The following is a 21341-nucleotide window of genomic DNA, read 5'->3' as shown; positions in this document are numbered from 1 at the left end:
GGAACGACCATGCCGCTCGGAACCCTGAGGCTGCCGACCACGGATGAGCTGCGCAAGGTGGCCGGCGAGCTCGGCATGACCATGTCGGACGACGAGCTGGCGCAGCACCGCGCCTGCCTCGAAGGCGGCATCGCCGCCTACAACATCGTCGACCAGCTGACCGACGAGGTCCCGGAGGTGAAGTGGCCCCGCACCCCGGGGCGCCGCCCGACCGCGGCCGAGAACCCGCACAATGCCTGGTACGTCAAGTCGACGATCGAGGGCGCCCCGACCGGCAAGCTGAAGGGCAAGAAGGTCGCGGTGAAGGACAACATCTGCGTCGCCGGCGTGCCGATGATGAACGGCGCCTCGACGCTCGAAGGCTATGTGCCCGATGTGGATGCGACGGTGATCACCCGCATCCTCGATGCCGGCGGCACCATCGTCGGCAAGACGGTCTGCGAGTATTTCTGCTTCTCCGGCGGCAGCCACACCAGCGCGCCGGCCCCCGTCCACAACCCGCACCGCATGGGCTATTCGGCCGGCGGGTCGTCCTCCGGCAGCGGCGTGGTGGTGGCGCTGGGCGAGGTGCCGATGGCGCTCGGCGGCGACCAGGGCGGCTCCATCCGCATGCCGGCCTCCTTCTGCGGCATCTACGGCATGAAGCCGACGCATGGGCTGGTGCCCTATTCCGGCATCATGCCGATCGAGCTGACCCTCGACCATACCGGGCCGATGACCAACACGGTCGAGGACAATGCCCTGATGCTGGAGGTGCTGGCCGGCCCGGACGGGCTCGATCCGCGGCAGTACTCCACCGCGCCGGTGCCGGCCTACCGCGACCAGATGGGCAGCGGCATCAAGGGGATGCGGATCGCCCTGGTGAAGGAGGGCTTCGGCCACCCGCAGTCGCAGGAGGCGAACGACGCCCTGGTGCGGGAGGCCGCCGACCGGCTGCGCGGCCTCGGCGCCGTGGTCGAGGAAGTCTCGATCCCCATGCATGCGCTGGGCGCCGCCATCTGGCTGCCGGTGGCGGCCGAGGGCGCGACGGTGCAGATGATGCATGGCAACGGCTTCGGCTTCAATTGGCAGGGGCTCTATGTCAACTCGCTGCTCGACGCGCACAGCGCCTGGCGCGGCCGGGCGGACGAGCTCTCCGAGACGCTGAAGAACACCATGCTGCTCGGCCATTACATGGTGACGCGGCATCGCGGGCACTACTACGCCAAGGCGCAGAACCTGGTCCGCCGGCTGCGCCGCGCCTACGACGACGTGCTGGCGCAGTACGACCTGCTGGCGATGCCGACCTTGCCGATGGCGGCGACCAAGCTGCCGCCCGCCGGCGCCTCGACCACCGAGATCATCCAGCGGGCCTTCGAGGTGCTGCCCAACACGGCGCCCTTCGACTGCACCCACCATCCCTCGATGAGCATCCCCTGCGGCCTGGCGGACGGGCTGCCGGTGGGGCTGATGCTGACCGGCAAGATGTACGACGAGGCGACGATCTACCGCGCCGCCGCGGCCTTCGAGGCCGGGGTCGACTGGAAGTCGCTGACCGCGAGTTGAATGCCTGTTTCGAGACATGGCAAGGAAAGATCGGGGAGGGAAAAGTATTTCCTCTCCGAACCCCGCCCTTCCTTCTTGTGGGCCTGGCATCCGCCGCGCGACAGGTGCCGACTCGGCGAAACAGATGAGGGGCCCGGGGAGAACAGCTTCTCCCCGGCCTTGCTGAGTCGCACCGAAATACCTGCTTCTCCGTGAACGGGCAGGGGGGCGGCCCGCCTCGCGCGAGGCCGGGTCCGGACCCATATCCGCCCCTCTAGAGAGAGAGAGGGAGCGAGAGCATGAGTTGGCAACCCGCCGAGGACCCCGCCGCCACCGCCGCGCCGCCCAAGGATGTCGAACTGGTCATCATCCCCCGCGCGCATGACGTGGGCGGGTTCGAGGTGCGCCGGGCTTTGCCGGCACCGCAGCGGATGCTGGTCGGGCCCTTCATCTTCTTCGACCAGATGGGGCCGGGGGAGTTCCTGGCGGGGAAGGGGCTGGACGTGCGGCCGCACCCGCATATCGGGCTGTCCACCGTCACCTACCTGTTCCAGGGCTGGATCCAGCACCGCGACAGCCTGGGCTCCGACCAGCCGATCCTGCCGGGCGACGTGAACTGGATGACCGCCGGGCGGGGGATCACCCATTCCGAGCGCAGCAGCGCCGCGGACCGGCTGGCGACCCGGACCATGTCCGGCATCCAGTCCTGGGTGGCGCTGCCCAAGGCCGCCGAGGAGACCGCGCCGGCCTTCCACCACCACCCGGCCGCGACGCTGCCGCTGGCGGAGGAGGGCGGGCTCACGCTGCGGCTGATCGCGGGCGAGGGCTGGGGGATGCGGGCGCCGGTCGAGACCGCCTCGCCGTTGTTCTACGCCGATGCGGTGCTGGCCCCGGGCGCCCGGGTGCCGCTGCCGGACCGGCATGAGGAGCGCGCCGCCTATGTGCTGCAGGGATCGGTCTCGGTCGGCGGCGACAGCTTCGAGCCGGGCCGGATGCTGGTGTTCCGCGCCGGCGACGGGCTGGCCCTGACCGCGGGACCCCAGGGGGCGCGGCTGCTGCTGCTCGGCGGCGCCGCGATGGACGGGCCGCGCTACGTCTTCTGGAACTTCGTGAGTTCGTCGCGCGAGCGGATCGAACAGGCCAAGGCGGATTGGCAGGCCCAGCGCTTCGCCAAGGTCCCCACCGACGACCAGGAGTTCATCCCGCTGCCCGAGACGGTGCGGATGCGGGCGGGGACGCCGAGCCAGGGCTGAGGCAAGGGCAGGGGGCGGCTTGGAGGCCGCCCCCAGCACCACGTCACCCAGAGCATGTTCACGATATGGACGCAAACGTTCTGCAAAATCAGCGTCCTTGGGCGGCTTGTCGCCAGCGGGAGTGAAGATTTTTCAGATTTTTGTTAAGAATTATCTTGTTTATCAAAACGAATCTGCGGGCTTCCGGTGCGCCATGAGCGCGTGTAAATTGCTTTACGGTGGGCCGTTCAGCCGGGCAGGAGCCCCTTTTCCGACCGCTTCACCGCCTGCCATTCCGCCTCCATGGCCTCCAGCCCGACATCGCCCGGCGCCATTCCCCGCGCCGCCAGCCGCTGTTCCACCCCGGTGAAGCGCCGCGCGAATTTGGCATTGGCGCCGCGGAGGCATTCCTCCGGGTCGAGGTCCAGCTTGCGGGCCAGGTTGGCGAGGACGAACAGCATGTCGCCGACCTCGTCGGCCAGCCGGGCCGGATCGGCCTCGGGCAGCTCGGCCCGCAACTCGGCGGCCTCCTCCTCCAGCTTGTCGAGCACCGCGGCAGGTTCCGGCCAGTCGAAGCCGACCCGCGCGGCGCGACGGGTCAGCTTGTTGGCGCGCATCAGGGCGGGCAGGCCCTCGGGGATGCCGGCCAGGGTGCCGGTCTCGGCCCGGGCGGTGCGCTCGGCGGCCTTCTGCACCTCCCAGGCCGCGGTCTGGGAGGCGGCGTCGCGGACCGTTGCGTCGCCGAAGACATGCGGATGGCGCAAGACCATCTTCCTGTGAATAGTTTCCGCGACATCGGCGAAGGAAAAGCTTCCTCCCTCCTCCGCGATCCGCGCGTGGTAGACGACCTGGAACAGCAGGTCGCCGAGCTCGTCCAGCAGCGCGGCGCGGTCACCGCGGCGGATGGCATCGGCGACCTCGTAGGCTTCCTCGATGGTATAGGGGGCGATGGTCTCGAAGCTCTGCACCTGGTCCCAGGGGCACCCGCCGACCGGGGCGCGCAGCCGGGCCATGGTGTCGAGCAGCCGGGCCAGGGCGGCCTCGGGGCCAAGGGGTGAGGTCTCGGGCATGGGCGGGTCTCCGGCGGGTGCGGCCCAACAGCAGAGGCACGGCGTGCTGGCAAGGGGCCGGATCCTGCGGCGTCTGGACGGGAGAGCAGGCGGGGCGCCGCGCCGGCGCCAAGCCTGCCGACAGACCCGTCGTGGTACGTACCGTCCACATGGCACAAATGCCGCATAAGATATATTATGGAAAATAAAGCCCTGGGGACAAGTCGGGGGAAAGCCGGTCCGCGCCTGTGGATGGCGCCGGGCTTCCCGTGGCTTGGTGCGTGGATGCGGTCCCCCTGGCCCCCCGGCCAGGTGCTCAGCCTCGCCCAGCCGGCGGCGTGGCGGAACTCAGGTCTTGCTGCTCAATGTTTCAGGCGGCGCTGGCCGGCACCTCCAGCACCATGCCGTCGAAGCCGGGCTCGACGCCGGGCGGCAGGTCGCGCAGCAGGCTCCGGTAGTCCATCGCCGGGCCCATATGGGTCAGCACCGTGCGCCGCGGCCGCAGCCGCGCGACCCACTCCAGCACCCGGTCAAGGTTGGCATGGACATGGTGCGGCCGGTGCTGGAAGCAGCCGACCACCCAGGTGTCGAGGCCTTCCAGGGCCGCCAGGCTTTCCTCCGGCAGGTTCACCACGTCGGTCGAGTAGCCGAAGCCGCCGATCCGCAGGCCCAGCGTGTCCATCACCCCATGGTCCTGCCGGAAGACCTCCACCGTCATGCCGGCGGCCTCGAAACGTTCCCCGAACGCGATCCGCTTTGGTTCGAGCGCGGGACGAAAGAAGAACTCGGTCGGGCCGATGAAGGCGTAGTCGAACCGGTCGTCCAGCTTCTGCAGCGTGGTCCGGGTGCCCCAGGCATCGATCGCCCGGCCCAGCGTGCGGTTGACCTGGCGGATGTCGTCGATGCCCAGGATGTGGTCGGCATGGGCATGGGTGAACAGCACCGAGTCGAAGCTGCCGATCCGGCAGGCCAGCATCTGCTGCCGCAGGTCGGGCCCGGCATCCACCAGCAGCCGGCCGGCGCGGCCTTCGATCATCGCCGCGGTCCGCGTGCGACGGTTGCGTGGCTCGCCCGGGTCGCAGTCGCCCCACTCCCCGCCCCCGTCCCGGCCGCCCAGCAGCGGCACGCCGCCCGAACCGCCGCAGCCGAGCAAGGTGACGCGCAGCAAGGCTCAGGCCGCCTTGGCGAACAGGCGGAAGAAATTCGCCGTGGTCAGCGCCTCCGCCTCGGCGATGCCGAGGCCGCGGGTCTCGGCCAGCACGCGGGCGGTATGCGCGACATAGCCCGGCTCGCAGCGCTTGCCGCGCAGCGGCACCGGCGCGAGGTAGGGGCTGTCGGTCTCGACCAGGATGCGGTCGGCCGGCGCCTCGGCGGCGATGGCGCGGATCTCCGGCGACTTCGGGAAGGTCAGGATGCCGGAGAAGGAGAGATACCCGCCCATCGCCAGCGCGCCCCGCGCCAGCCCGGCGCCGGAGGAGAAGCAGTGCAGCAGGAAGGGAAAGGCGCCGCCGGCCGCCGTTTCCTCCTGCAGGATCGCCAGGATGTCCTCGTCCGCCTGGCGGGCATGGATGCAGACCGGCAGGCCGGTTTCGCGCGCCGCCCGGATATGCCGGCGGAAACCCTCCTGCTGCGCCTCCCGCGGCGCCTTGTCGTAGAAGTAGTCGAGCCCGCACTCGCCGATGCCGATGATGCGCGGGTGGTCGGCCAGCGCCACGAGCTCGGCGGTGGTCGGCATGCCCTCCGGCTCCCCGGCATTGTGCGGGTGGACGCCGACGGTGCCCCAGACATCGGCGAAGCGTTCGGTCAGCGCCTTGACCGTCGCGGCCTGGCCGACCCGGGTGCCGATCGTGACCATGCGGCCGACCCCGGCCTCCCGGGCCCGGCCGAGGATGGCCTCGATCTCGGCTTCGGTGAAGTAGTCGAGGTGGCAGTGGCTATCGACCAGCATCTTGTTACGCCGCATCCTCGATCTTGCGGAACAGCGGCGCCGGCGGCGGCAGCGCGGTGCCCTCGGGCAGCGGCACCGCCAGGTCGGCGAGGCCCCTCGCCTGCTGCGGCACGCCGAGCTGGTCGAGCATCGCCGCCGTCGTCCCCGGCATGAAGGGCTGCAGCACGGTGGCGAAGACCCGCAGCGCCGAATGCAGGTGCCGCAGCACCACGCCCATCCGCACGAGGTCGGTCTTCTTCAGCGCCCAGGGCGCCTGCAGCGTGATGTAGCCGTTGGCCGCCCGCGCCTGGGCCATGATGGCCTCCAGCGCCAGGTGGAATTCCTGGGCCTCCAGATGTGCGGCGACCGCTGCCGGCAGCGCGATCAGCCCGGCCAGCAGCTCGGCATCGGCCTCCGTGCCCGCGGCCACGGCCGGCAGCCGGCCCTCGCAGTTCCGCTGGATCAGCGACAGCGTCCGGTTCGCCAGGTTGCCCAGCGTATCGGCCAACTCGCCGTTGTTGCGGCTCATCAGCGCCGACTTGGCGAAGTCGCCGTCGTTGCCGAAGGGGACTTCCCGCAGCAGGAAGTAGCGCAGCGGATCCAGTCCGTACTGTTCGATCAGCGCCAGCGGGTCGATGGCATTGCCGAGCGACTTCGACATCTTCTGCCCCTCGATCGTCCACCAGCCATGTGCGAAGACGCGCTTCGGCGGGGCGATCCCGGCGGCCTCGAGGAAAGCCGGCCAGTAGATGGCGTGGAAGCGGACGATGTCCTTGCCGACGAAATGCACGTCGGCCGGCCAGAATTTCCAGCGCTCGGCGCCGGTGTCCGGGTAGCCGGCGGCGGTGACGTAGTTGGTCAGTGCGTCGAGCCAGACATACATCACATGCGCCGGGTCGCCCGGCACCGGGATGCCCCAGGTGAAGGAGGTCCGGCTGATCGAGAGGTCCTGCAGCCCCGACTTCACGAAGCTCATCACCTCGTTGCGGCGCGACGCGGGGGCGATGAAGCCGGGATTGTCCTCGTAGTAGCGCAGCAGCCAGTCCTGCCACTTCGACAGGCGGAAGAAGTAGGACGGCTCCTTCACCCAGGCGACCGGGGCGCCGGAGGGGGCATATTTCACCCCGTCGCGTTCGACGAGCTCGTCCGGCCCGTAGAAGGCCTCGTCGCGGACCGCGTACCAGCCCTCGTAATGGCCGAGATAGATCTCGTCGCGGCGGACCAGCTCCTCCCACAGCGCGGTGCAGGCGGCCTTGTGGCGCGGCTCCGTGGTGCGGATGAAGTCGTCGTGGCTGAAGCCCATGCGCTCGGCCAGCAGGCGGAAGCTCTGGCTCACCTGGTCGGTGAAGGCCTGCGGGTCCATCCCGGCATCCTGCGCCGCCTTCTCGACCTTCTGGCCGTGCTCGTCGGTGCCGGTCAGGAAGAAGACGTCATGCCCCTCCAGCCGCTTCCAGCGGGCCAGCACGTCGGTCGCCAGCGACGTATAGGCGTGGCCGATATGCGGCTTGTCGTTGACGTAATAGATCGGGGTGGTGAAGTAGAAGCTTGCCATCGCTGGGCCTTTTCAGCGGATCGGAAGCCAACCGAGGCCGGTCAGCACCGCCTGCTTGCGGTCGAGGTTCAGTCGCTCGGTCTCGTCGGCCAGGCGGCCGAGCTTGTCCCACAGGGTCGACCAATCGGCAAGCGAACGCCCGGCGATCCAGGGCGGTGCCGCCCCCCCTCGCCCGGCCTCCCGCACCCCGGCGGCGATCGCCCGCCGCAGCAAGGTGAGGAACAGCGTGAGCGCCGCGGCGTCGCGCTTCCCGGCGATGGCATCGGCCATCGCATGGGCGCGGCGCGGGTCGGGCCGCGGCAGCTCGGCCAGCACCGCCTCGACCATGCCCTGCAGCACCAGCCCCTCGCCTTCCGCCAGGACCAGCGCCTGGCCGGGGCAGCCATCGGCGATGCCGGCCAGGCCGAGGCGATCCGGTCCCGACATCTCCGGCAGCCACTGCGTCAGCAGCCGGTGCATCACGGGTTGCGCCAGCGGGAACAGGTCCAGCCGCCGGCAGCGGCTGCGGATGGTCGGCAGCAGCCGGTCGGGCGCGCTGGTGACCAGCAGCTGCACGGTGCGCGGCGGCGGCTCCTCCAGGGTCTTCAGCAGGATGTTGGGGACCACGGCACGGTCGACCCGCTCCAGCTCCTCCACCACCAGGGCGCGCCAGCCGCCCTCGGCCGCGGTCATCGCCATGAAGCGCAGCGCGCCGCGCGCCTCCTCGGCCCGCAGCACCTCCTTCGTCCCGCCCTTGCTGCCGAGGCTCGGGGCCAGGGTGAACAGGTCGGCATGGGCGCCGGAGGCGACGCGGCGGAAGGCGGGGTCGGCCTCGGCGACCTCCAGCGGCGGCCGGCCCGGCACGGCGGGCGGCATCCCCGCCAGCAGGAAGCGGGCGAAGCGATAGGCGAGAGTCGCCTTGCCCACCCCGGTCGGGCCGGCGATCAGCCAGGCATGGTGCAGCTTGCCCGAGCGCGCCGATTCCTCGAGCGTGCGGGCGGCATCGTCATGGCCGACCAGGTCGGGATTGGCGCGGGGTTCGGGCGGGGGACTCACGCGGGCAGGTTAGGCCATGTGCCGGCCGGCGGGAACGGCAGCGGGACCGGGATCAGCCCTTTCGGGCGGCGTCGGCGGGGCGTTGCGCCTGCTCCCGCGCCCGCCGGGCGCGATCCTTGCGTTCGTCGAGCAGGACGGAGCCCCAGACCACGCCGACGAGCGACAGCGCGATGATCAGGTTCGCCGAGAGGAGTTCCAGATTGAGGGTCATTCCAGCCTCCGCAGCGTTCGTCGGGCCATGACATGCAGCGCATAGGCCGCCGCACCCCAGATATAGGCATTGGCGACCACATCCGCCACGGCAATCCGGCCCGGCAACAGGGTCAGCCCGGCCAGCGGCAGGATCACGCCGGCATTGAGCGCCGCGGTCGAGGCGCGGTCGATCGCGTTCGCCCGGAGCTTGACCTGCTCGACCTCGCCCAGGCTCACGCGCCGAGCCGCGCCCGCACCAGCCGCAGGATCTCGGCCGCCACACCCTCCGGCGCCGCGGTCGCGTCCACCACCGCGCAGCGCGCCGGCTCGGCCGCGGCGATGGCGCGGAAGCCGGCGCGGACCCGTTCGTGGAAGGACGGGTCCAGGGCTTCGTAGCGGTTGGTCTCGCCCCGGGCGGCGGCGCGGGCCAGTCCCTCGGCCGGGCCGATATCCAGCACGAGGGTCAGGTCGGGCGCCAGGCCTTCCAGCGCGACCGCGGCCAGCGCGTCGAAGACCCCGCGCGGCACGCCCTGGCCGTAGACCTGGTAGGCCATGGTGCTGTCGGCGAAGCGGTCGGAGATCACCCAGGCGCCGGCGTGAAGCGCCGGGCGGATGGTCCGCATCACGTGTTCCCGCCGCGCGGCGAAATGCAGCATGCATTCCGCCACCCCGTCCCAGGGCATGTCGTCCCCCTTGGGCCCCAGCAGCACGCCGCGGATCGCCTCGGCGCCCGCGGCACCGCCCGGCTCCCGCGTCCGCACCACGCGATGGCCGGCGGCGACCAGCGCCGCTTCCAGCAACCGCGCCTGGGTGGACTTGCCCGCCCCCTCGCCGCCTTCCAGCGTGATGAAGCGGCCGCGTGCCATCAGCTGCCCGCGAACCAGGAGCCGATGACCGCCGGGATGCGCGGCAGCAGGCCGAGCCGCTCGACATCGGCGCCCGCCAGCAGCGGCAGTTCCAGGTTGGGCACGCCCTGGCCGGAGACCAGCAGCTTGCCGAGTTCCTGGCCCTTCAGCACCGGCGCCTCGACCGGGGCGGCGTATTGCAGCCTGGCCTGCAGCTTGTTGCGCCAGCTGCGCGGCAGGGTCACCACCATGTCCTGGCCGCCGACCAGCGGCACATGGCGGCTGGTGCCGAGATGCACCGGCACCTCCTCGACCACCTCGGCGGCCTTGAACAGCACCACGTTCTCGAATTCGCGGAAGCCCCATTCCAGCAGCCGCTCGCTCTCCTCGGCCCGCGCCTTCATGCTGGGCAGGCCGTTCATCACCAGGATCAGCCGGCGGTCGCCGCGTTTCGCGCTGGCGGTCAGGCCGTAGCCGGCCTCCTCGGTATGGCCGGTCTTCAGCCCGTCGGCGCCGGGAACCCGGGCCAAGGCGGGGTTGCGGTTGTCCTGGCTGATGCCGTTCCAGGTGAAGCTGCGCTCGTTGTAGACCTTGTAGTATTCGGGGAAGTCGGCGATGATCCGCTTCCCCAGCCGGCCCAGGTCGCGCGCCGTCATCCGGTGCTCGGGGTCAGGCCAGCCGGTGGCGTTGCGGAAGTTGCTGTCCTTCAGGCCGATCCGCTTCGCCTCCTGGTTCAGCAACTCGGCGAACTGGCTCTCCGACCCGCTGATCGCCTCGGCGAAGACCACGCAGGCATCGTTGCCGGACTGCACGACCACGCCGCGCATCAGGGCCTCGACCGGCACCTGGTTGCCGATCTGGACGAACATCTTGCTGCCGCCCATGCGCCAGGCCCGCTCGCTGACCGGCAATTCCTGGTCGAGCTTGAGCCGGCCCTTCTTCAGCATGTCGAAGACCACGTACATGGTCATCAGCTTCGACATCGAGGACGGCGGCATCCGCTCGTCGGCGTTCTTCTCCAGCAGCACGGCCTCGGTGTCGTAGTCGATGATCAGCGCCTGGCGGGCGATGGTATCGACCGGGCCAAGCGGCGTGGTCGCCGGCGAGCCGGGCGGCGGCGCCGGGCTGCGGGCGGCATTGCGGCCACCCGCCTGGGGGCGCTGCTGCGCCAGGGCCGGCAGCGGCAAGGTGCCGGCGGCGAGCGCCGCCGCCGCGGGGAGCAGGACGGCGCGGCGGGAGGCGCCCTTGGGTTCGGCGCGGGACGACATGGCGGGGAGGACTCCGGCGGGCTTCGCTCCCCCCGCATACGCGGTTCTGGTGACCCGCTTCAAGCGGTTGTGCGGCCTCATTCGACCAGCAGCTTAACCTCCGGCAGGCCGGCCGCCAGCACCGCGGCAACCGCCCGGTCGGCGCTGGCGGCATCCGGATAGGGGCCGAGCCGGACGCGGTATTGCGGCTGGCGGCCCTGGCCGAAGGGCTCGACCCGGGCGCCGATGCGCTGGGCCTGGCGCAGCGCCAGGTCGCGGCGGAAGAATGTCCCGGCTTCCACCTGCAGCCCGCCGGGCATGGGATGACGTTGCCGCAGCGTCTCGGGCAGCGGGTTGGGTGGCAATTCGGCGGCTGCATCCACCACGGTCGCGGCGCTGCGGCCGGCCGGCGCCGCGCGCACCCGCTCGGACTGGCGGGCGCCGGGGAGCGGCGCCAGGGTCTCCCGCTCGACGGTTGCCGCCGGTGCCGCCTCCACCTGGGCGCCGCCCCGCTCATCGGTGGGCAGGCTGCGGGCCAGGGCGCGGCTCGGCGCATCGTCCACGGTGACGCGGACCTGGGCGGTGCCGCCGCCGGGGATGCCGAGCAGCGCCGCGGCGCGGGCCGACAGGCCGATGACCCGGCCGGGCTGCACCGGGCCGCGGTCGTTGACCCGGACCTGCAATTCGCGCCCGTTCTCCAGGTTTAAGACGGTGACGATGGCCGGCAGTTGCAATGTGCGGTGCGCGCCGACCAGCCGGGCGGGGTCGAAGATCTCGCCGTTGGCGGTGCGGCGGCCGGCGCGCGCATCCGGCAGCACGGCGGCGAGGCCGGTCTCGATGCGGCCGAATTCCTCCTTCGGGTAGGACCAGAGCCCGCCGAGGGAATAGGGCTCGCCCAGCATGTAGCGGCCGTCGGGCTGCGGCGCCGGCGCAGGGGTGCAGGCGGCCAGCGCCAGCCCGCCGGCCAGCACCGCCCGGCGGAGCCGCCTCATCCGAAGCGGTCGGACAACAGGCCGACGGCCAGGCCGTAATTCACCGGCGGGTTGTAGCGCCGGATGACCCGCAGGTTGTGGTGGCCGAGGAAGACCTGGCCGCTGCCGCGGTTCGGCCGCACGATCGTCGCTTCCAGCTCGGAGGCCGGCAGCGGCCCGCCATCCTCGGCGCGGAAGCCCAAGCGGCCCCAGTCACGCAGGCTGCGCTTGGTCTCGGTGTCGGCGTCGTCCAGGCTGAAGCCGGCGGGTGGCCGGACCGCGCGGCCCCAGGGCTCGCCTTCGCGCCAACCGGATTTCTGGAAGTAGTGGGCGATCGAGGCCAGCGCGTCGGCCCGGCTGTCCCAGATGTCGCGTCGCCCGTCGCCGTCGAAGTCGACCGCCATGCGCTCGAAATTCGTCGGCATGAACTGCGGCTGGCCCATAGCGCCGGCCCAGGACCCGGTCATCCGCCCCGGCGCGATATGGCCGCCGTCGAGCACCCGCAGCGCGGCGAGCAGCTCCTTCCTGAAATACGCGGCCCGGCGGCCTTCCCAGGCCAGGGTCGCCAGGGCTTCGACCACCCCGAAGCCGCCGGTATTGTTGCCGAAATTGGTCTCGACGCCCCAGATCGCCACGACGACGCGCGGCGAGACGCGGAAGCGGGTCTCGATCGCCTGCAACAGGCTGCGGCTGTCGTTGTAATTGCGCTGTCCGTTGGCGATCCGCGTCGGGTTCACCATGATGCGGTCGCGGTATTCCTCCCAGGTCAGGAAGCCTTCGGCCTGGCGCCGGTCCAGCTCGATGACCCGCTGGTTCGGCTTCAGGCCGGCGAAGGCCCGCTGCAGGGTGGCGGCGGAGATGCCGCCACGCCGTGCCTCGGCCCGGACGCCTTCGAGGAAGGCGTCGAAACCGGACTGGGCCCGAGCAAGCGGGATGATGACGGGAACGGCGGCAAGCGCCGCGACTCCGCCGAGAACTGTGCGCCGTACGAGCATGGACGCGGCAATGCCATGCGGGCCGGGCCACCGCAACGCGAATGGCATGGCGGCCCGGCGATCCTCGGCGTCGGCGGGCCCTGGCCAAGCGACCGACGTCCCGGCTTGGCCGGGCGCGCCGCGCATCCTAGGATCATCGCAATCCTTGGGAGCACGTCCATGCCCGCCGTCACCGCCGAGCTCGCCGCCTACTGCGCCAGCCTCGACTTCGCCACCCTGCCGCCCGAGGTGCAGGAGCGCACCCGCTTCCTGGTGCTCGACCTGGTCGGCAACATCGTCCGCGGCCGGCACGACGCGGAATCCACGCCGGCGCTGCTGGCAGCCGCCCGGGCACTGGGCCTGGCGGCCGGCGGCTCGGCCGTGCTGGGCGATTCCGCCCGCTACACCCCGGCGGGGGCGGCCTTCCTGAACGGCGCGCTGGCCCATAGCCTCGACTTCGACGACACCCATGCGGCCGGCACGCTGCATCCGGGCGCCCCGGTGATCCCCGCGGCACTGGCCGCGGCCGAGATGGTGGGCGCCAGCGGCCACACCGTGCTGTCCGCCATCGTCGCCGGCTACGAGGTCACCTGCCGGCTGGCCGTCGCCCTGCCCGGCGGCGACCACTACGACCGCGGCTACCACCCGACCGCGACCTGCGGCGCCTTCGGCGCGGCCGCCGCCGCGGCCCGGGTCTTCGGGCTGGACGCCAAGGGGATGCAGGACGCCTTCGGCATCGCCCTGAGCACCGCCGCCGGCAGCCTGCAATTCCTTGCCAACGGCGCCTGGACCAAGCGCTTCCAGGTCGGCTGGTCGGCGATGAACGGTCTGGCCTCGGCCACGCTGGCGCGCGAGGGCTTCCGTGGCGCGGCCGAGGCCTTCGAGGGCAAGGCCGGGTTCCTCCGCGCCTATGCGCCGAACCCGATCCCCGAGCGCGCGCTGCAGGGGCTGGGCACCGAGTTCGAGCTGATGCAGACGGCGGTGAAGCCCTACCCGTCCTGCCGCTACGGCCATGCCGCGGTGGATGCGGCGATCGCGCTGCGCGCCGAGCTCGGCCTGAAGCCGGAGGAGATCGAGAGCATCACCATGGGCCTGCCCAACAAGGGCATGCTGCTGGTCGGCGCGCCGCTGGCCTACAAGCAGAACCCGCAGAACGTGGTGGACGGCCAGTTCAGCGGCCCCTTCGTGGTCAGCTGCGGCCTTGTCTTCGGCCACATGGGCTGGGACAGCTACGCCCATCTGCAGGACCCGCAGGTGCGCGCGCTGCTGCCCAAGGTGAATTGCGTCGAGGACCCGGAGGTAGAGGCGCTGTTCCCGACCTACATGTCGGGCAAGCTGACGGTCCGCGCCCGCGGCCAGGACCATGTCCGGCTGGTGAAGGTGGCCAAGGGCGAGCCGGAGAATTTCCTCACCGAGGCGGAGCTGCGGGCCAAGTTCCACGGCCTGGCCGATGCGGTGCTGGGCGCCGACCGGGCGGCGCTGCTGGCCGATGCGGTGGTCAATCTCGACAAGGCGGCGGACGTGAACGGGGTGATGCGGCTCGGCGCGCCGATGATGGCGGCGCGGCTGGCCGGGGAATAGCCCGCAGGAATGCCGCCGGGGTGCCTTCCGGCGCGGGGTGCCGCAGGCTAGCTTGCGGCCGCTGGATGGGTGGCCGAGCGGTCTATGGCTCCAGTCTTGAAAACTGGCGTGCGGGCAACCGCACCGTGGGTTCGAATCCCACCCCATCCGCCAGATAAGATTTCAGGATTGAGCGCTTCGCCTGGCTTAATGATCCGGCAATCCCGCCGCGCTTCATGCGGTTCAGGAACAGTTTGGGCCGCACGGATGATGACCGATCGGAACCGGCGCGATCAGCGCGATGCCCTGACCGGCACCGCGACGCTGCCGGCGATGCACCGTTTCCTCGAAGCCGCACTCGACCTTTCCGAGCCGCAGGGGCCGCGGGTCGCGCTGCTCGCCATCGGCATCGACGGGCTCGGAAGCCTTACCGCCCGGCATGGGCCGGAGATCGGCGACGCCGCGCTGCTCGCCATCGCCGATCGGCTGAGGGGCGGGCTCCGGGCCCATGACCTGGTCGGCCGGTTGCCGGAGGGCTTCTGCATCTGCATCCCGGAAGCCCTGACCACCCAGGCGCGCAGCACCGCGGAGCGGCTGCAGCGGATGCTGGAGACAGCCCCGCTGGCAACGCCCCAGGGGCCCATAGCGCTACGCTGCAGTCTCGGCCTGGCGCTCGGCCACGGTCCGGGCAGTTCGGCCCAGGCGCTCATGGACCGCGCGCGGGCGGCGCTGGCGGCGGCCCAGGAAGCCGGCGGCAGCCGCATCATCCTGGATCAGTGAGGCCCGGCGCCAGGACCGCCGCCGGGCCAACTCGTCAAGGTCTGGGGCCTCTGCTATCCCCCAGGCGCATTGAACGTGCTGCGTATCGAACAGCCAGGTGCTGTCGCGGCCCAAGGCCTATGAGGTAAGCGAGGGCATGGACCAGACGATTCCCGGCCTCTCCTCCATCCTGGGCAATGCGGAAGCCTATGAGGACATCATCCTCCGCCTGTCCCGCGCCGTCCTGCAGCCGGGCGACCTGGCGCTGGACGGCGGCGCCGGCCGCGGGCGCGATTCCCTGGCCATGGCGCAACGCGTCGGCTCCGCCGGCCGCGTCCTGGCCTGCGAGCCGATCGGCTGGCTGGCCGAACGGCTTGAGCGGGATGCCCGGCTGCGGCAGTTGCCGCAGCTCAAGGTGCACGCCGTGGCGCTCGCCGACAGGGCGGGCGAGCGGGAATTCCACTGGGTGCGGAACGGCGATGCCTATAGCGGGCTGCGGCCCCGCCCCTACCCGATGGCGCCCGACACCGCGCTGACCCCGGTGCCCTGCACCACGATCGACACCCTGCTGGCCGGGGAGCAGCGGCGCTGGCGCTATGCCAAGCTCGACCTGCAGGGCGGCGAGCTGCCGGCGCTCTGGGGCGGCGTCGCGACCATCGCCAGGCATCGCCCGTTGCTGGTGTTCCAGAATTCCCGCGCCGCCGCCGCCGCCGCCTATGGCTACGACCCGGCGGCCTTCTTCGCCGCCTTCGCCGGGCTCGGCTACCGCGTGCTCGACCTGTTCGGCCGGCCCTTCGGTCCTGCCGACTGGCAGCGGCCGGACATCCCCTGGTACGGCATCGCCGTCGTCGCCGGCAGCGAGGCCGAGGCGACGCTCCAGGCCGAACTCGGCCGCATCCTGCAGGAGGCGGCGCACCGCGCCGCCGATCCGGGCCTGGCCGATTTCGAGCCCTGGCTCGCGGCCGAGCCGCGCGACGAATACCTGGACACCCATCGGCGGCGCTACCTGGAGACCTGGAAGCGTGCCGCGCCGGCCCTGATGCCGGCGCGCGAGGTGGTCGAGCTGGGCGGACTCTCGAGTATCGGCCGCTTTGTCGAGGAGCAGCGCGGCGCAGTGCTGCGGCCGATCGAGGGCGACCTGCGCTTCCCCTTCGCGGCGCTCGACGACTCCGCCGACGCCATCCTGGCGCTGGAGGTGCTGCAGCACCTCAACGACGCGCATGCCGCCGCCGCCTCCCCGGGCGAGCTGCGGACCTTCCTGAAGTCAGGCGCGGTCAACCTGCTGCGGGAGAGCCTGCGGATCCTCCGCCCGGGCGGCTGCCTGGTGCTGACCACGCCGAACATCACCTCGCTCGAATCCATCGGCCACCTGCTGCGCCGGCGGCATGCCTTCAACTACCCGCCGCATGTGCGGGAATATGCCCCGGCCGATGTCATCGCCATGGCCGAGGCCGCCGGCTTCGTCGTGCAGGTGGCGGAGACCTTCCGCGCCTGGTACCCGCCGCAGGACATCGACCGGGCGGCCCTCGCCGCGGGGCTGCGCGCGCTCGGCTTCGACATGACGGACCGGGAGGACGACACCTTCTTCCTGTTCCGCAAGCCAGGGCCCGGCGTGACGCCGACGGCGTGGCAGCCGGCGACCGCCGCCCCGGCCGCATCCCCGGCGCCGCCGCGGCCCGCCCTGCCGCCGGTGCGCACCGCCGACGGCAGCATCGTCGACACCGCCCGGCTCTTCGCCCTGCAGGAGAGCCACAACCTGTTCGAGGATATCATCGCCGGGCTCTACGGCGCCGTGCTGCGGCCCGGCGACCTGGCGGTGGATGCCGGCGCCAACCACGGCCTGCACAGCTATCCAATGGCAGCCCGGGTCGGCCCCGCCGGGCGGCTGCTGTCGATCGAGCCGATCCCGGTGCTGGCGGACGCGCTCCGCGCCGGCGCGGTGGAGCGCGGCCTGCCGCAGCTCGAACTGCACCAGGTCGCGCTGTCGGACCGCGAGGGCACGGCGGAATTCCACTGGATCCGCAACGCCGATGGCTACAGCGGCCTGCAGGCGCGCGACTACCCCTTCCAGCCGGATGAGCAGAAGCTGTCGGTGCAGACCGTGCGGCTGGAGGGGCTGCTGGAGGGGGCCAGCCAGCCCTGGCGCTTCATCAAGCTGGACCTGGAGGGTGGCGAATTCCGCGCGCTGCAGGGCGCCGAGCGGGCCCTGGCCGTGTCCCGGCCGGTGATCGTCTTCGAGAATTCCCGGCAGGATGCGGCAGATGCCTATGGCTATGACCGCCATGAGTATTTCAGCTACTTCACCGGGCTGGGATACCGGCTGTTCGACCTGTTCGGCCGGCCGTTCCGGCTGGAGAGCTGGGACGACCTGGGCCATCCCTGGTACTTCATCGGCGTCGCCGCGGACGGGGCGGACGAGGCGCTGGTGACGGCCAGCCTGCCGCGCATCATCGGCGATGCGATCGCCACGATTCGCTGAGACGGTTGGCCGGAAGGTGTTTCGGCAGGCTAGGATGCGCCGGTGAACATCCTCGCCCCACCGCGCGCCCGCCTGCCGATCGAGGTCGTCTTCGACCTGGTCTGCCCCTGGTGCTTCCTGGGCATCCGCCGGCTGCGGCGGATGCTGCGCAGCCGGCCGGACGTGGCGGCGGAGCTGATCTGGCGGCCCTTCCTGCTGAACCCCGACCTGGCGCCGCAGGGGGTGCCGCGGCAGGAATACCTGGTGCGGAAATTCGGCGGCGAGGAACGCGCCCGCCGGCTGCACGGGACCATCGCCGAGCTGGGCCGGGCGGAGGGGCTGGATTTCCGCTTCGACCGCATCCGCCGGGTGCCGCATTCGCTCGACGCGCACCGGCTGGTGCGCTGGGCCGGCCGCTTCGGCATGGCGGATGCGACGGTGGATGCGGTGTTCGAAGCCTATTTCATGGATGGCGTGGATATCGGCGATGGGGCGGCGCTGGCCGCGATCGCCGGGCGGTTGGGGCTGGATGCGGCGCTGGCGCGGCGCTTCCTGGCGACGGTGGCGGAGGTGGAGGCGGTGCATGCCGACAACCTCCGGGCGCATCGGCTGGGGATCAACGGCGTCCCCTGCTTCGTGGTGGCCGGGCGGCACGCGATCGCCGGGGCGCAGGAGCCGGAGGTGCTGGAGCGGCTGCTGGACGTGGCGCTGGTGGAGGGATAGCCCCGGACTGGAATTTCGGTATGAATAGACCAATGCCGACCGCTATACAGAATGCAGTTTTTGTTATTGGATATTTTTTGGCATACCAATAATGTAGTTGCTAATGCACATAAGTATTTAATTTATATTTAAAATTATTGAGCGGTAAGGATCGCGCGGCAAATTAATTGTGGCGGCCAATTCTCTCCCTCTGACCGGCGATCTTCATCTTATATGGTAACTCAGATTGTTGCGTGCTACATATCTAAACTCGGCTGCTTGGAGATTTGACGATGGAAAGCAGCATCGTAGCTTCTGAAACGTTTGAGATTGATGGATTTCAAATCATATTAGACAAGAACGCCCTCAGCGATTATAATAAAATGGCAATAAAACGTGGATTTTGGGAGTCCGAAAAACGAAAGCTAGCCACCAAAGTAATGGAAACTAGTCGCCGTATTCTTGAGTGCGGGACCTGTATTGGGTTAGTTTCTATGAAATTGGCAAAAATTGCTGGTGCAGAAAATGTCTTTATCTATGATACGAATCCGATACCGCTTGGGTTGGCGCAATTGAATTTCGAGCAAAATGAGCTGCCGTTGTCACTTGAAGATGCAAGATTGGCGAGCGGCAAAAATTATGCCACAAAAAATCCAATGGTTAGTTTCTATGTGAATAACGGCGCGGTTATTCCGTCTAATACGACTTTGCACCGAAATAAAAACAAAATCAGTGTGCTGGTACGTTGCAATGAAAATAAATGCGCGCGCCAGAAATGTAACTTACTTTTTGTGGATATCGAGGGAGCTGCAACTGATCTTTTAAATGGTGATGACTTAAATGCGGTCAATAAAATTGCGATGGAGACTCATAATCATAAGATTAGGCGAAAGAAAATAAATGATACAATCTGCTGTTTATTGAATAAAGAGCTAAATTTTGACTCTACCCTTACAGATCACGAGATAGTTTTTCTTTACAAGGAGGCGCCTTAGAGTGAAATTGATTGAATGAATTGCGGTCAATTGCCAACATTACATATATTTTCTTTTCCCCGCCAGAACCGTATGGTCTAGATATGTACAGAGCAGAAGAATGAAAATCCGCTTTATCATCTCGCACCCGACATCGTATCTTTTTGGCGAAGTGCGACAAGCAATCATTGCTGATGAGCTTATGCGCCTCGGCCATGACGCGGCTATTTATCGATACCATAATCGCCCTGATGTAAAATGCGAACGATTTGATAATCGTGTTCCCATTACGTACTTTCCCACTGATGACCCGGGAGCGCTACCCCACAGAACCGTTTCTAGCGTGCTGGTCGAACGGATTCAGGCAGACAGTCCGGACCTTCTTATCTTCAAGGGACTTGGGTACGATGTTATCGCTCACGTGCTGAACCAGATATCCGTCGGTACTATGCGGGTCGGATTGATTCTAGGCGGGATGGCCGTGGATCCAATGTTGGCGCGCGCCGACTTCGTGCTGACGGAAAGCCAGGGGCAGATCGATGCCATCCACAAGGCGCTTGGCCGCCCGTTGCCATGCCGAACCCTTGCGAAATATCTGGACTGGGATTTGGCGGACAGGCTTTACGCCGCCCGGCGGGCGGGAGCGGTGCCTGATTTTGATATCGTCAATGTCGGTAGCTTCGAACCGCGCAAGAACCAGATTGCTTTGAAGGCTTTTTTTGGGCGCTACCGCATAGCCATGGTCGGCGACGGCGAGTGCCTCAACGCGGTCAAGCAAGCCGCGGTAGGTATGCCGGATATTCACCTACTCGGCGGCTTACCGAACGATGCCACGCTGGAGATCATCGGCAGGTCGCGCCTCATGGTGCATGCGTCACTATGGGAGGGTGTACCACGGGCCATTTACGAGTCGCTGGCCTGTGGTACTCCGGTTGTCGCGCATGGCTTCGCCATTCAGGAGCGCTACGAGGGCACCCGCGCTGTACGGCTTGTTAACACGGACGAGTTGGTCCCAACCACTGAGGCACTGCTCGCTGATCCAGTATTTCTGGCCGAAATGGCGGAAGAAGGTCGCGCTTATGCGAAAGAGAGGAATGGTGCACACCATCTCCTTGAAGCGGCGGAACATATTTTGACAATGGCGAGCGTCTGCCAAGACTAAGATGGAGCCACATCGACCGACAAAAGGTGAATGTGTAGTAATGGGAACGGTTCAGCCCCTCGCGGCTCCCATCCCCACCAACACTCGCGGCACCCGCCACGGCTGCACCAGCCAGCGATACGCCACCAAGGACACCACCGTCGCCGGGAGCCAGATCGCCAGCACCGCCACCGGCTCCCCCCAGCCCAGCGGCAGCACCAGCACGCCCAGCGCCAGCACCGGGACATGGTGTAGCACGTAGACCGGCATCGTCGCCTCCCCCAGCCAGGCCATCGCCTTGCCAGCCGGCGGCGGGTGCCGCCCGGCATAGCCCAGCGCCGCCCCGGTCGAGCCCCAGGCACACAGCCCGACCCCTAACCGCCCGGGCACGGACGGCCCGCACCAGACCACCAGCGCCAGCCCGGCCAGCGCGAGGGCCAGCAGCCCCGGCGCCTCCGCCCGTAGCCGCGCCTCCAGTCCCGGCCAGGCTGCCAGCACCCCGCCGAGCACGAAGAGCGCGGCGAAATACCCCAGGTTCGCCCAGTCCTGCGCCAGGTTCGGCAGGAAGGGCCAATAGGCCCCGGTCCCCGCCACCAGCCCGGCCAGCAGCGCCGCCGGCGCATAGCCGACAGCGCGGCCCGGCACCGCCTCGGCCAGCGGCCGGCGCGCCAGCCATTGCAGCAGCGGCAGCAGGGCCAGGGAGATGAGGAAGAGGTAGGCCAGGAACCACAGATGCGACCAGGTCATCAGGTTCAGCCGGGTCAGGTAGCGCGGCAGGAATTCGAGGAAACCGTAATCCGGCGGCGGCACCAGACGGAAGCCGCCGATCCGCAGGTCGCGGCCCTGGCCCAGCTCGATCCACTTGATCACCGGGCCCAGCAGCAGGATGCCGGCGACCAGCGGCAGCAGCACGCGGGCCAGCCGGTCGCGCAGGTAGCGCCCCGCCGCCCGCCGCCGCAGCGAGGCCACGGCCGACCAGCCGGCCAGGGCGAAGAAGATCGCCAGGGTGGCGATCCGCATCGCCTCATAGGCCACCGTCGCCACCGCCCAGGGTTCAGCGCTTTTGACGTGATAGCGCGGCTCGGCGGCGAAGATCAGCAGGGCATGGGCCAGGATCACCGCGCCGCAGACCAGGATGCGGAGCAGGTCGAGATCGGTGCGGCGGGCGCTGGGTTGGGCGGCGGGCATGCGCCGGATTG

Annotated in this window: 20 protein-coding genes and 1 tRNA gene; 9 read left to right on the top strand and 12 right to left on the bottom strand. The window is 69.2% G+C overall.

The features are described 5' to 3' along the window. Positions 1-9: 9 nt before the first annotated feature. Both ACFQS7_RS11585 and ACFQS7_RS11580 read left to right on the top strand, forming a co-directional pair. Positions 10-1545: an amidase gene (locus ACFQS7_RS11585; protein WP_380067202.1), complete on the top strand. Its 1536-nt coding sequence runs from the start codon at positions 10-12 to the stop codon at positions 1543-1545. A 278-nt stretch (positions 1546-1823) separates the two neighbouring features. Then, on the top strand, positions 1824-2777 hold the full coding sequence (locus ACFQS7_RS11580; RefSeq protein ID WP_380067201.1) for a pirin family protein: 954 nt from the start codon (positions 1824-1826) through the stop codon (positions 2775-2777). Positions 2778-3004: 227 nt separating this feature from the next. Here the strand turns inward: ACFQS7_RS11580 and mazG are convergent, their stop codons facing one another. The 11 genes from mazG to ACFQS7_RS11525 all read right to left on the bottom strand — a co-directional run bounded on the left by mazG (position 3005) and on the right by ACFQS7_RS11525 (position 12569). After that, a complete protein-coding gene (mazG, locus tag ACFQS7_RS11575; RefSeq protein WP_380067200.1) occupies positions 3005-3826 on the bottom strand; it encodes a nucleoside triphosphate pyrophosphohydrolase in 822 nt (273 codons plus the stop codon). 349 nt (positions 3827-4175) lie between these two features. Further along, complete coding sequence (locus ACFQS7_RS11570; RefSeq protein ID WP_380067247.1) at positions 4176-4970, bottom strand: MBL fold metallo-hydrolase; 795 nt, start codon at positions 4968-4970, stop codon at positions 4176-4178. Positions 4971-4976: 6 nt separating this feature from the next. Continuing rightward, a complete protein-coding gene (locus ACFQS7_RS11565; RefSeq protein ID WP_380067199.1) occupies positions 4977-5753 on the bottom strand; it encodes a TatD family hydrolase in 777 nt (258 codons plus the stop codon). A 4-nt stretch (positions 5754-5757) separates the two neighbouring features. Beyond that, positions 5758-7284 carry a methionine--tRNA ligase gene (gene metG / locus ACFQS7_RS11560; RefSeq protein WP_380067198.1) on the bottom strand — a complete coding sequence of 509 codons (1527 nt, stop codon included), beginning with the start codon at positions 7282-7284 and terminating at the stop codon, positions 5758-5760. A gap of 12 nt (positions 7285-7296) precedes the next feature. After that, the gene (locus tag ACFQS7_RS11555) at positions 7297-8319 is read right to left on the bottom strand and encodes a DNA polymerase III subunit delta' (protein ID WP_380067197.1); all 1023 of its coding nucleotides are present in this window, start codon (positions 8317-8319) and stop codon (positions 7297-7299) included. A gap of 52 nt (positions 8320-8371) precedes the next feature. Then, positions 8372-8530 carry a hypothetical protein gene (locus ACFQS7_RS11550; protein ID WP_380067196.1) on the bottom strand — a complete coding sequence of 53 codons (159 nt, stop codon included), beginning with the start codon at positions 8528-8530 and terminating at the stop codon, positions 8372-8374. After that, complete coding sequence (locus ACFQS7_RS11545) at positions 8527-8748, bottom strand: hypothetical protein (protein WP_380067195.1); 222 nt, start codon at positions 8746-8748, stop codon at positions 8527-8529. The genes ACFQS7_RS11550 and ACFQS7_RS11545 overlap by 4 nt, the downstream gene beginning before the upstream one ends. Continuing rightward, on the bottom strand, positions 8745-9377 hold the full coding sequence (tmk, locus tag ACFQS7_RS11540) for a dTMP kinase (RefSeq protein WP_380067194.1): 633 nt from the start codon (positions 9375-9377) through the stop codon (positions 8745-8747). Before tmk ends, ACFQS7_RS11545 begins: the two co-directional genes overlap by 4 nt. Then, positions 9377-10624 carry a D-alanyl-D-alanine carboxypeptidase family protein gene (locus tag ACFQS7_RS11535; RefSeq protein WP_380067193.1) on the bottom strand — a complete coding sequence of 416 codons (1248 nt, stop codon included), beginning with the start codon at positions 10622-10624 and terminating at the stop codon, positions 9377-9379. Before ACFQS7_RS11535 ends, tmk begins: the two co-directional genes overlap by 1 nt. Before the next feature lie 77 nt (positions 10625-10701). Continuing rightward, positions 10702-11595 carry a septal ring lytic transglycosylase RlpA family protein gene (locus ACFQS7_RS11530; protein WP_380067192.1) on the bottom strand — a complete coding sequence of 298 codons (894 nt, stop codon included), beginning with the start codon at positions 11593-11595 and terminating at the stop codon, positions 10702-10704. Next, positions 11592-12569 carry a lytic transglycosylase domain-containing protein gene (locus ACFQS7_RS11525; RefSeq protein ID WP_380067191.1) on the bottom strand — a complete coding sequence of 326 codons (978 nt, stop codon included), beginning with the start codon at positions 12567-12569 and terminating at the stop codon, positions 11592-11594. Before ACFQS7_RS11525 ends, ACFQS7_RS11530 begins: the two co-directional genes overlap by 4 nt. Positions 12570-12728: 159 nt before the next feature. On the opposite strand from ACFQS7_RS11525, the gene ACFQS7_RS11520 reads away from it, so the two are divergent. From ACFQS7_RS11520 to ACFQS7_RS11490, 7 genes are all read left to right on the top strand, one after another. Next, positions 12729-14129: an MmgE/PrpD family protein gene (locus tag ACFQS7_RS11520; RefSeq protein WP_380067190.1), complete on the top strand. Its 1401-nt coding sequence runs from the start codon at positions 12729-12731 to the stop codon at positions 14127-14129. Between the two features lie 63 nt (positions 14130-14192). Next, positions 14193-14282, top strand: a tRNA-Ser gene (locus tag ACFQS7_RS11515). A gap of 93 nt (positions 14283-14375) precedes the next feature. Then, entirely contained in the window at positions 14376-14888 is a 513-nt protein-coding gene (locus tag ACFQS7_RS11510; protein WP_380067189.1) for a GGDEF domain-containing protein, read from the top strand. Between the two features lie 136 nt (positions 14889-15024). Continuing rightward, positions 15025-17346 carry an FkbM family methyltransferase gene (locus ACFQS7_RS11505; RefSeq protein ID WP_380067188.1) on the top strand — a complete coding sequence of 774 codons (2322 nt, stop codon included), beginning with the start codon at positions 15025-15027 and terminating at the stop codon, positions 17344-17346. A 42-nt stretch (positions 17347-17388) separates the two neighbouring features. Beyond that, the gene (locus ACFQS7_RS11500) at positions 17389-18048 is read left to right on the top strand and encodes a DsbA family oxidoreductase (protein ID WP_380067187.1); all 660 of its coding nucleotides are present in this window, start codon (positions 17389-17391) and stop codon (positions 18046-18048) included. A 272-nt stretch (positions 18049-18320) separates the two neighbouring features. Beyond that, positions 18321-19022, top strand: a complete 702-nt coding sequence (locus ACFQS7_RS11495; protein ID WP_380067186.1) for a hypothetical protein — start codon at positions 18321-18323, stop codon at positions 19020-19022. A 100-nt stretch (positions 19023-19122) separates the two neighbouring features. Beyond that, positions 19123-20163 carry a glycosyltransferase gene (locus ACFQS7_RS11490; RefSeq protein WP_380067185.1) on the top strand — a complete coding sequence of 347 codons (1041 nt, stop codon included), beginning with the start codon at positions 19123-19125 and terminating at the stop codon, positions 20161-20163. Positions 20164-20214: 51 nt separating this feature from the next. Here ACFQS7_RS11490 and ACFQS7_RS11485 read toward each other — a convergent pair whose 3' ends face one another. Next, positions 20215-21330 carry an acyltransferase gene (locus tag ACFQS7_RS11485; protein ID WP_380067184.1) on the bottom strand — a complete coding sequence of 372 codons (1116 nt, stop codon included), beginning with the start codon at positions 21328-21330 and terminating at the stop codon, positions 20215-20217. Between the last annotated feature and the right edge of the window lie 11 nt (positions 21331-21341).

The sequence above is a fragment of the Dankookia sp. GCM10030260 genome (genome assembly GCF_042666655.1).
Taxonomy (GTDB): Bacteria; Pseudomonadota; Alphaproteobacteria; order Acetobacterales; family Acetobacteraceae; genus Paracraurococcus.
This window is presented reverse-complemented; position numbering and strand designations above follow the sequence as displayed.

What these genes read in the sequence shown, in the direction of transcription:
- ACFQS7_RS11525 (WP_380067191.1), bottom strand. Translation starts at nt 12,569, where the DNA reads ATGCTCGTACGGCGCACAGTTCTCGGCGGAGTCGCGGCGCTTGCCGCC.
- ACFQS7_RS11520 (WP_380067190.1), top strand. Translation starts at nt 12,729, where the DNA reads ATGCCCGCCGTCACCGCCGAGCTCGCCGCCTACTGCGCCAGCCTCGAC.
- ACFQS7_RS11505 (WP_380067188.1), top strand. Translation starts at nt 15,025, where the DNA reads ATGGACCAGACGATTCCCGGCCTCTCCTCCATCCTGGGCAATGCGGAA.
- ACFQS7_RS11530 (WP_380067192.1), bottom strand. Translation starts at nt 11,595, where the DNA reads ATGAGGCGGCTCCGCCGGGCGGTGCTGGCCGGCGGGCTGGCGCTGGCC.
- ACFQS7_RS11580 (WP_380067201.1), top strand. Translation starts at nt 1,824, where the DNA reads ATGAGTTGGCAACCCGCCGAGGACCCCGCCGCCACCGCCGCGCCGCCC.
- metG (WP_380067198.1), bottom strand. Translation starts at nt 7,284, where the DNA reads ATGGCAAGCTTCTACTTCACCACCCCGATCTATTACGTCAACGACAAG.
- tmk (WP_380067194.1), bottom strand. Translation starts at nt 9,377, where the DNA reads ATGGCACGCGGCCGCTTCATCACGCTGGAAGGCGGCGAGGGGGCGGGC.
- ACFQS7_RS11550 (WP_380067196.1), bottom strand. Translation starts at nt 8,530, where the DNA reads ATGACCCTCAATCTGGAACTCCTCTCGGCGAACCTGATCATCGCGCTG.
- ACFQS7_RS11490 (WP_380067185.1), top strand. Translation starts at nt 19,123, where the DNA reads ATGAAAATCCGCTTTATCATCTCGCACCCGACATCGTATCTTTTTGGC.
- ACFQS7_RS11535 (WP_380067193.1), bottom strand. Translation starts at nt 10,624, where the DNA reads ATGTCGTCCCGCGCCGAACCCAAGGGCGCCTCCCGCCGCGCCGTCCTG.
- ACFQS7_RS11565 (WP_380067199.1), bottom strand. Translation starts at nt 5,753, where the DNA reads ATGCTGGTCGATAGCCACTGCCACCTCGACTACTTCACCGAAGCCGAG.
- mazG (WP_380067200.1), bottom strand. Translation starts at nt 3,826, where the DNA reads ATGCCCGAGACCTCACCCCTTGGCCCCGAGGCCGCCCTGGCCCGGCTG.
- ACFQS7_RS11510 (WP_380067189.1), top strand. Translation starts at nt 14,376, where the DNA reads ATGATGACCGATCGGAACCGGCGCGATCAGCGCGATGCCCTGACCGGC.
- ACFQS7_RS11485 (WP_380067184.1), bottom strand. Translation starts at nt 21,330, where the DNA reads ATGCCCGCCGCCCAACCCAGCGCCCGCCGCACCGATCTCGACCTGCTC.
- ACFQS7_RS11495 (WP_380067186.1), top strand. Translation starts at nt 18,321, where the DNA reads ATGGAAAGCAGCATCGTAGCTTCTGAAACGTTTGAGATTGATGGATTT.
- ACFQS7_RS11585 (WP_380067202.1), top strand. Translation starts at nt 10, where the DNA reads ATGCCGCTCGGAACCCTGAGGCTGCCGACCACGGATGAGCTGCGCAAG.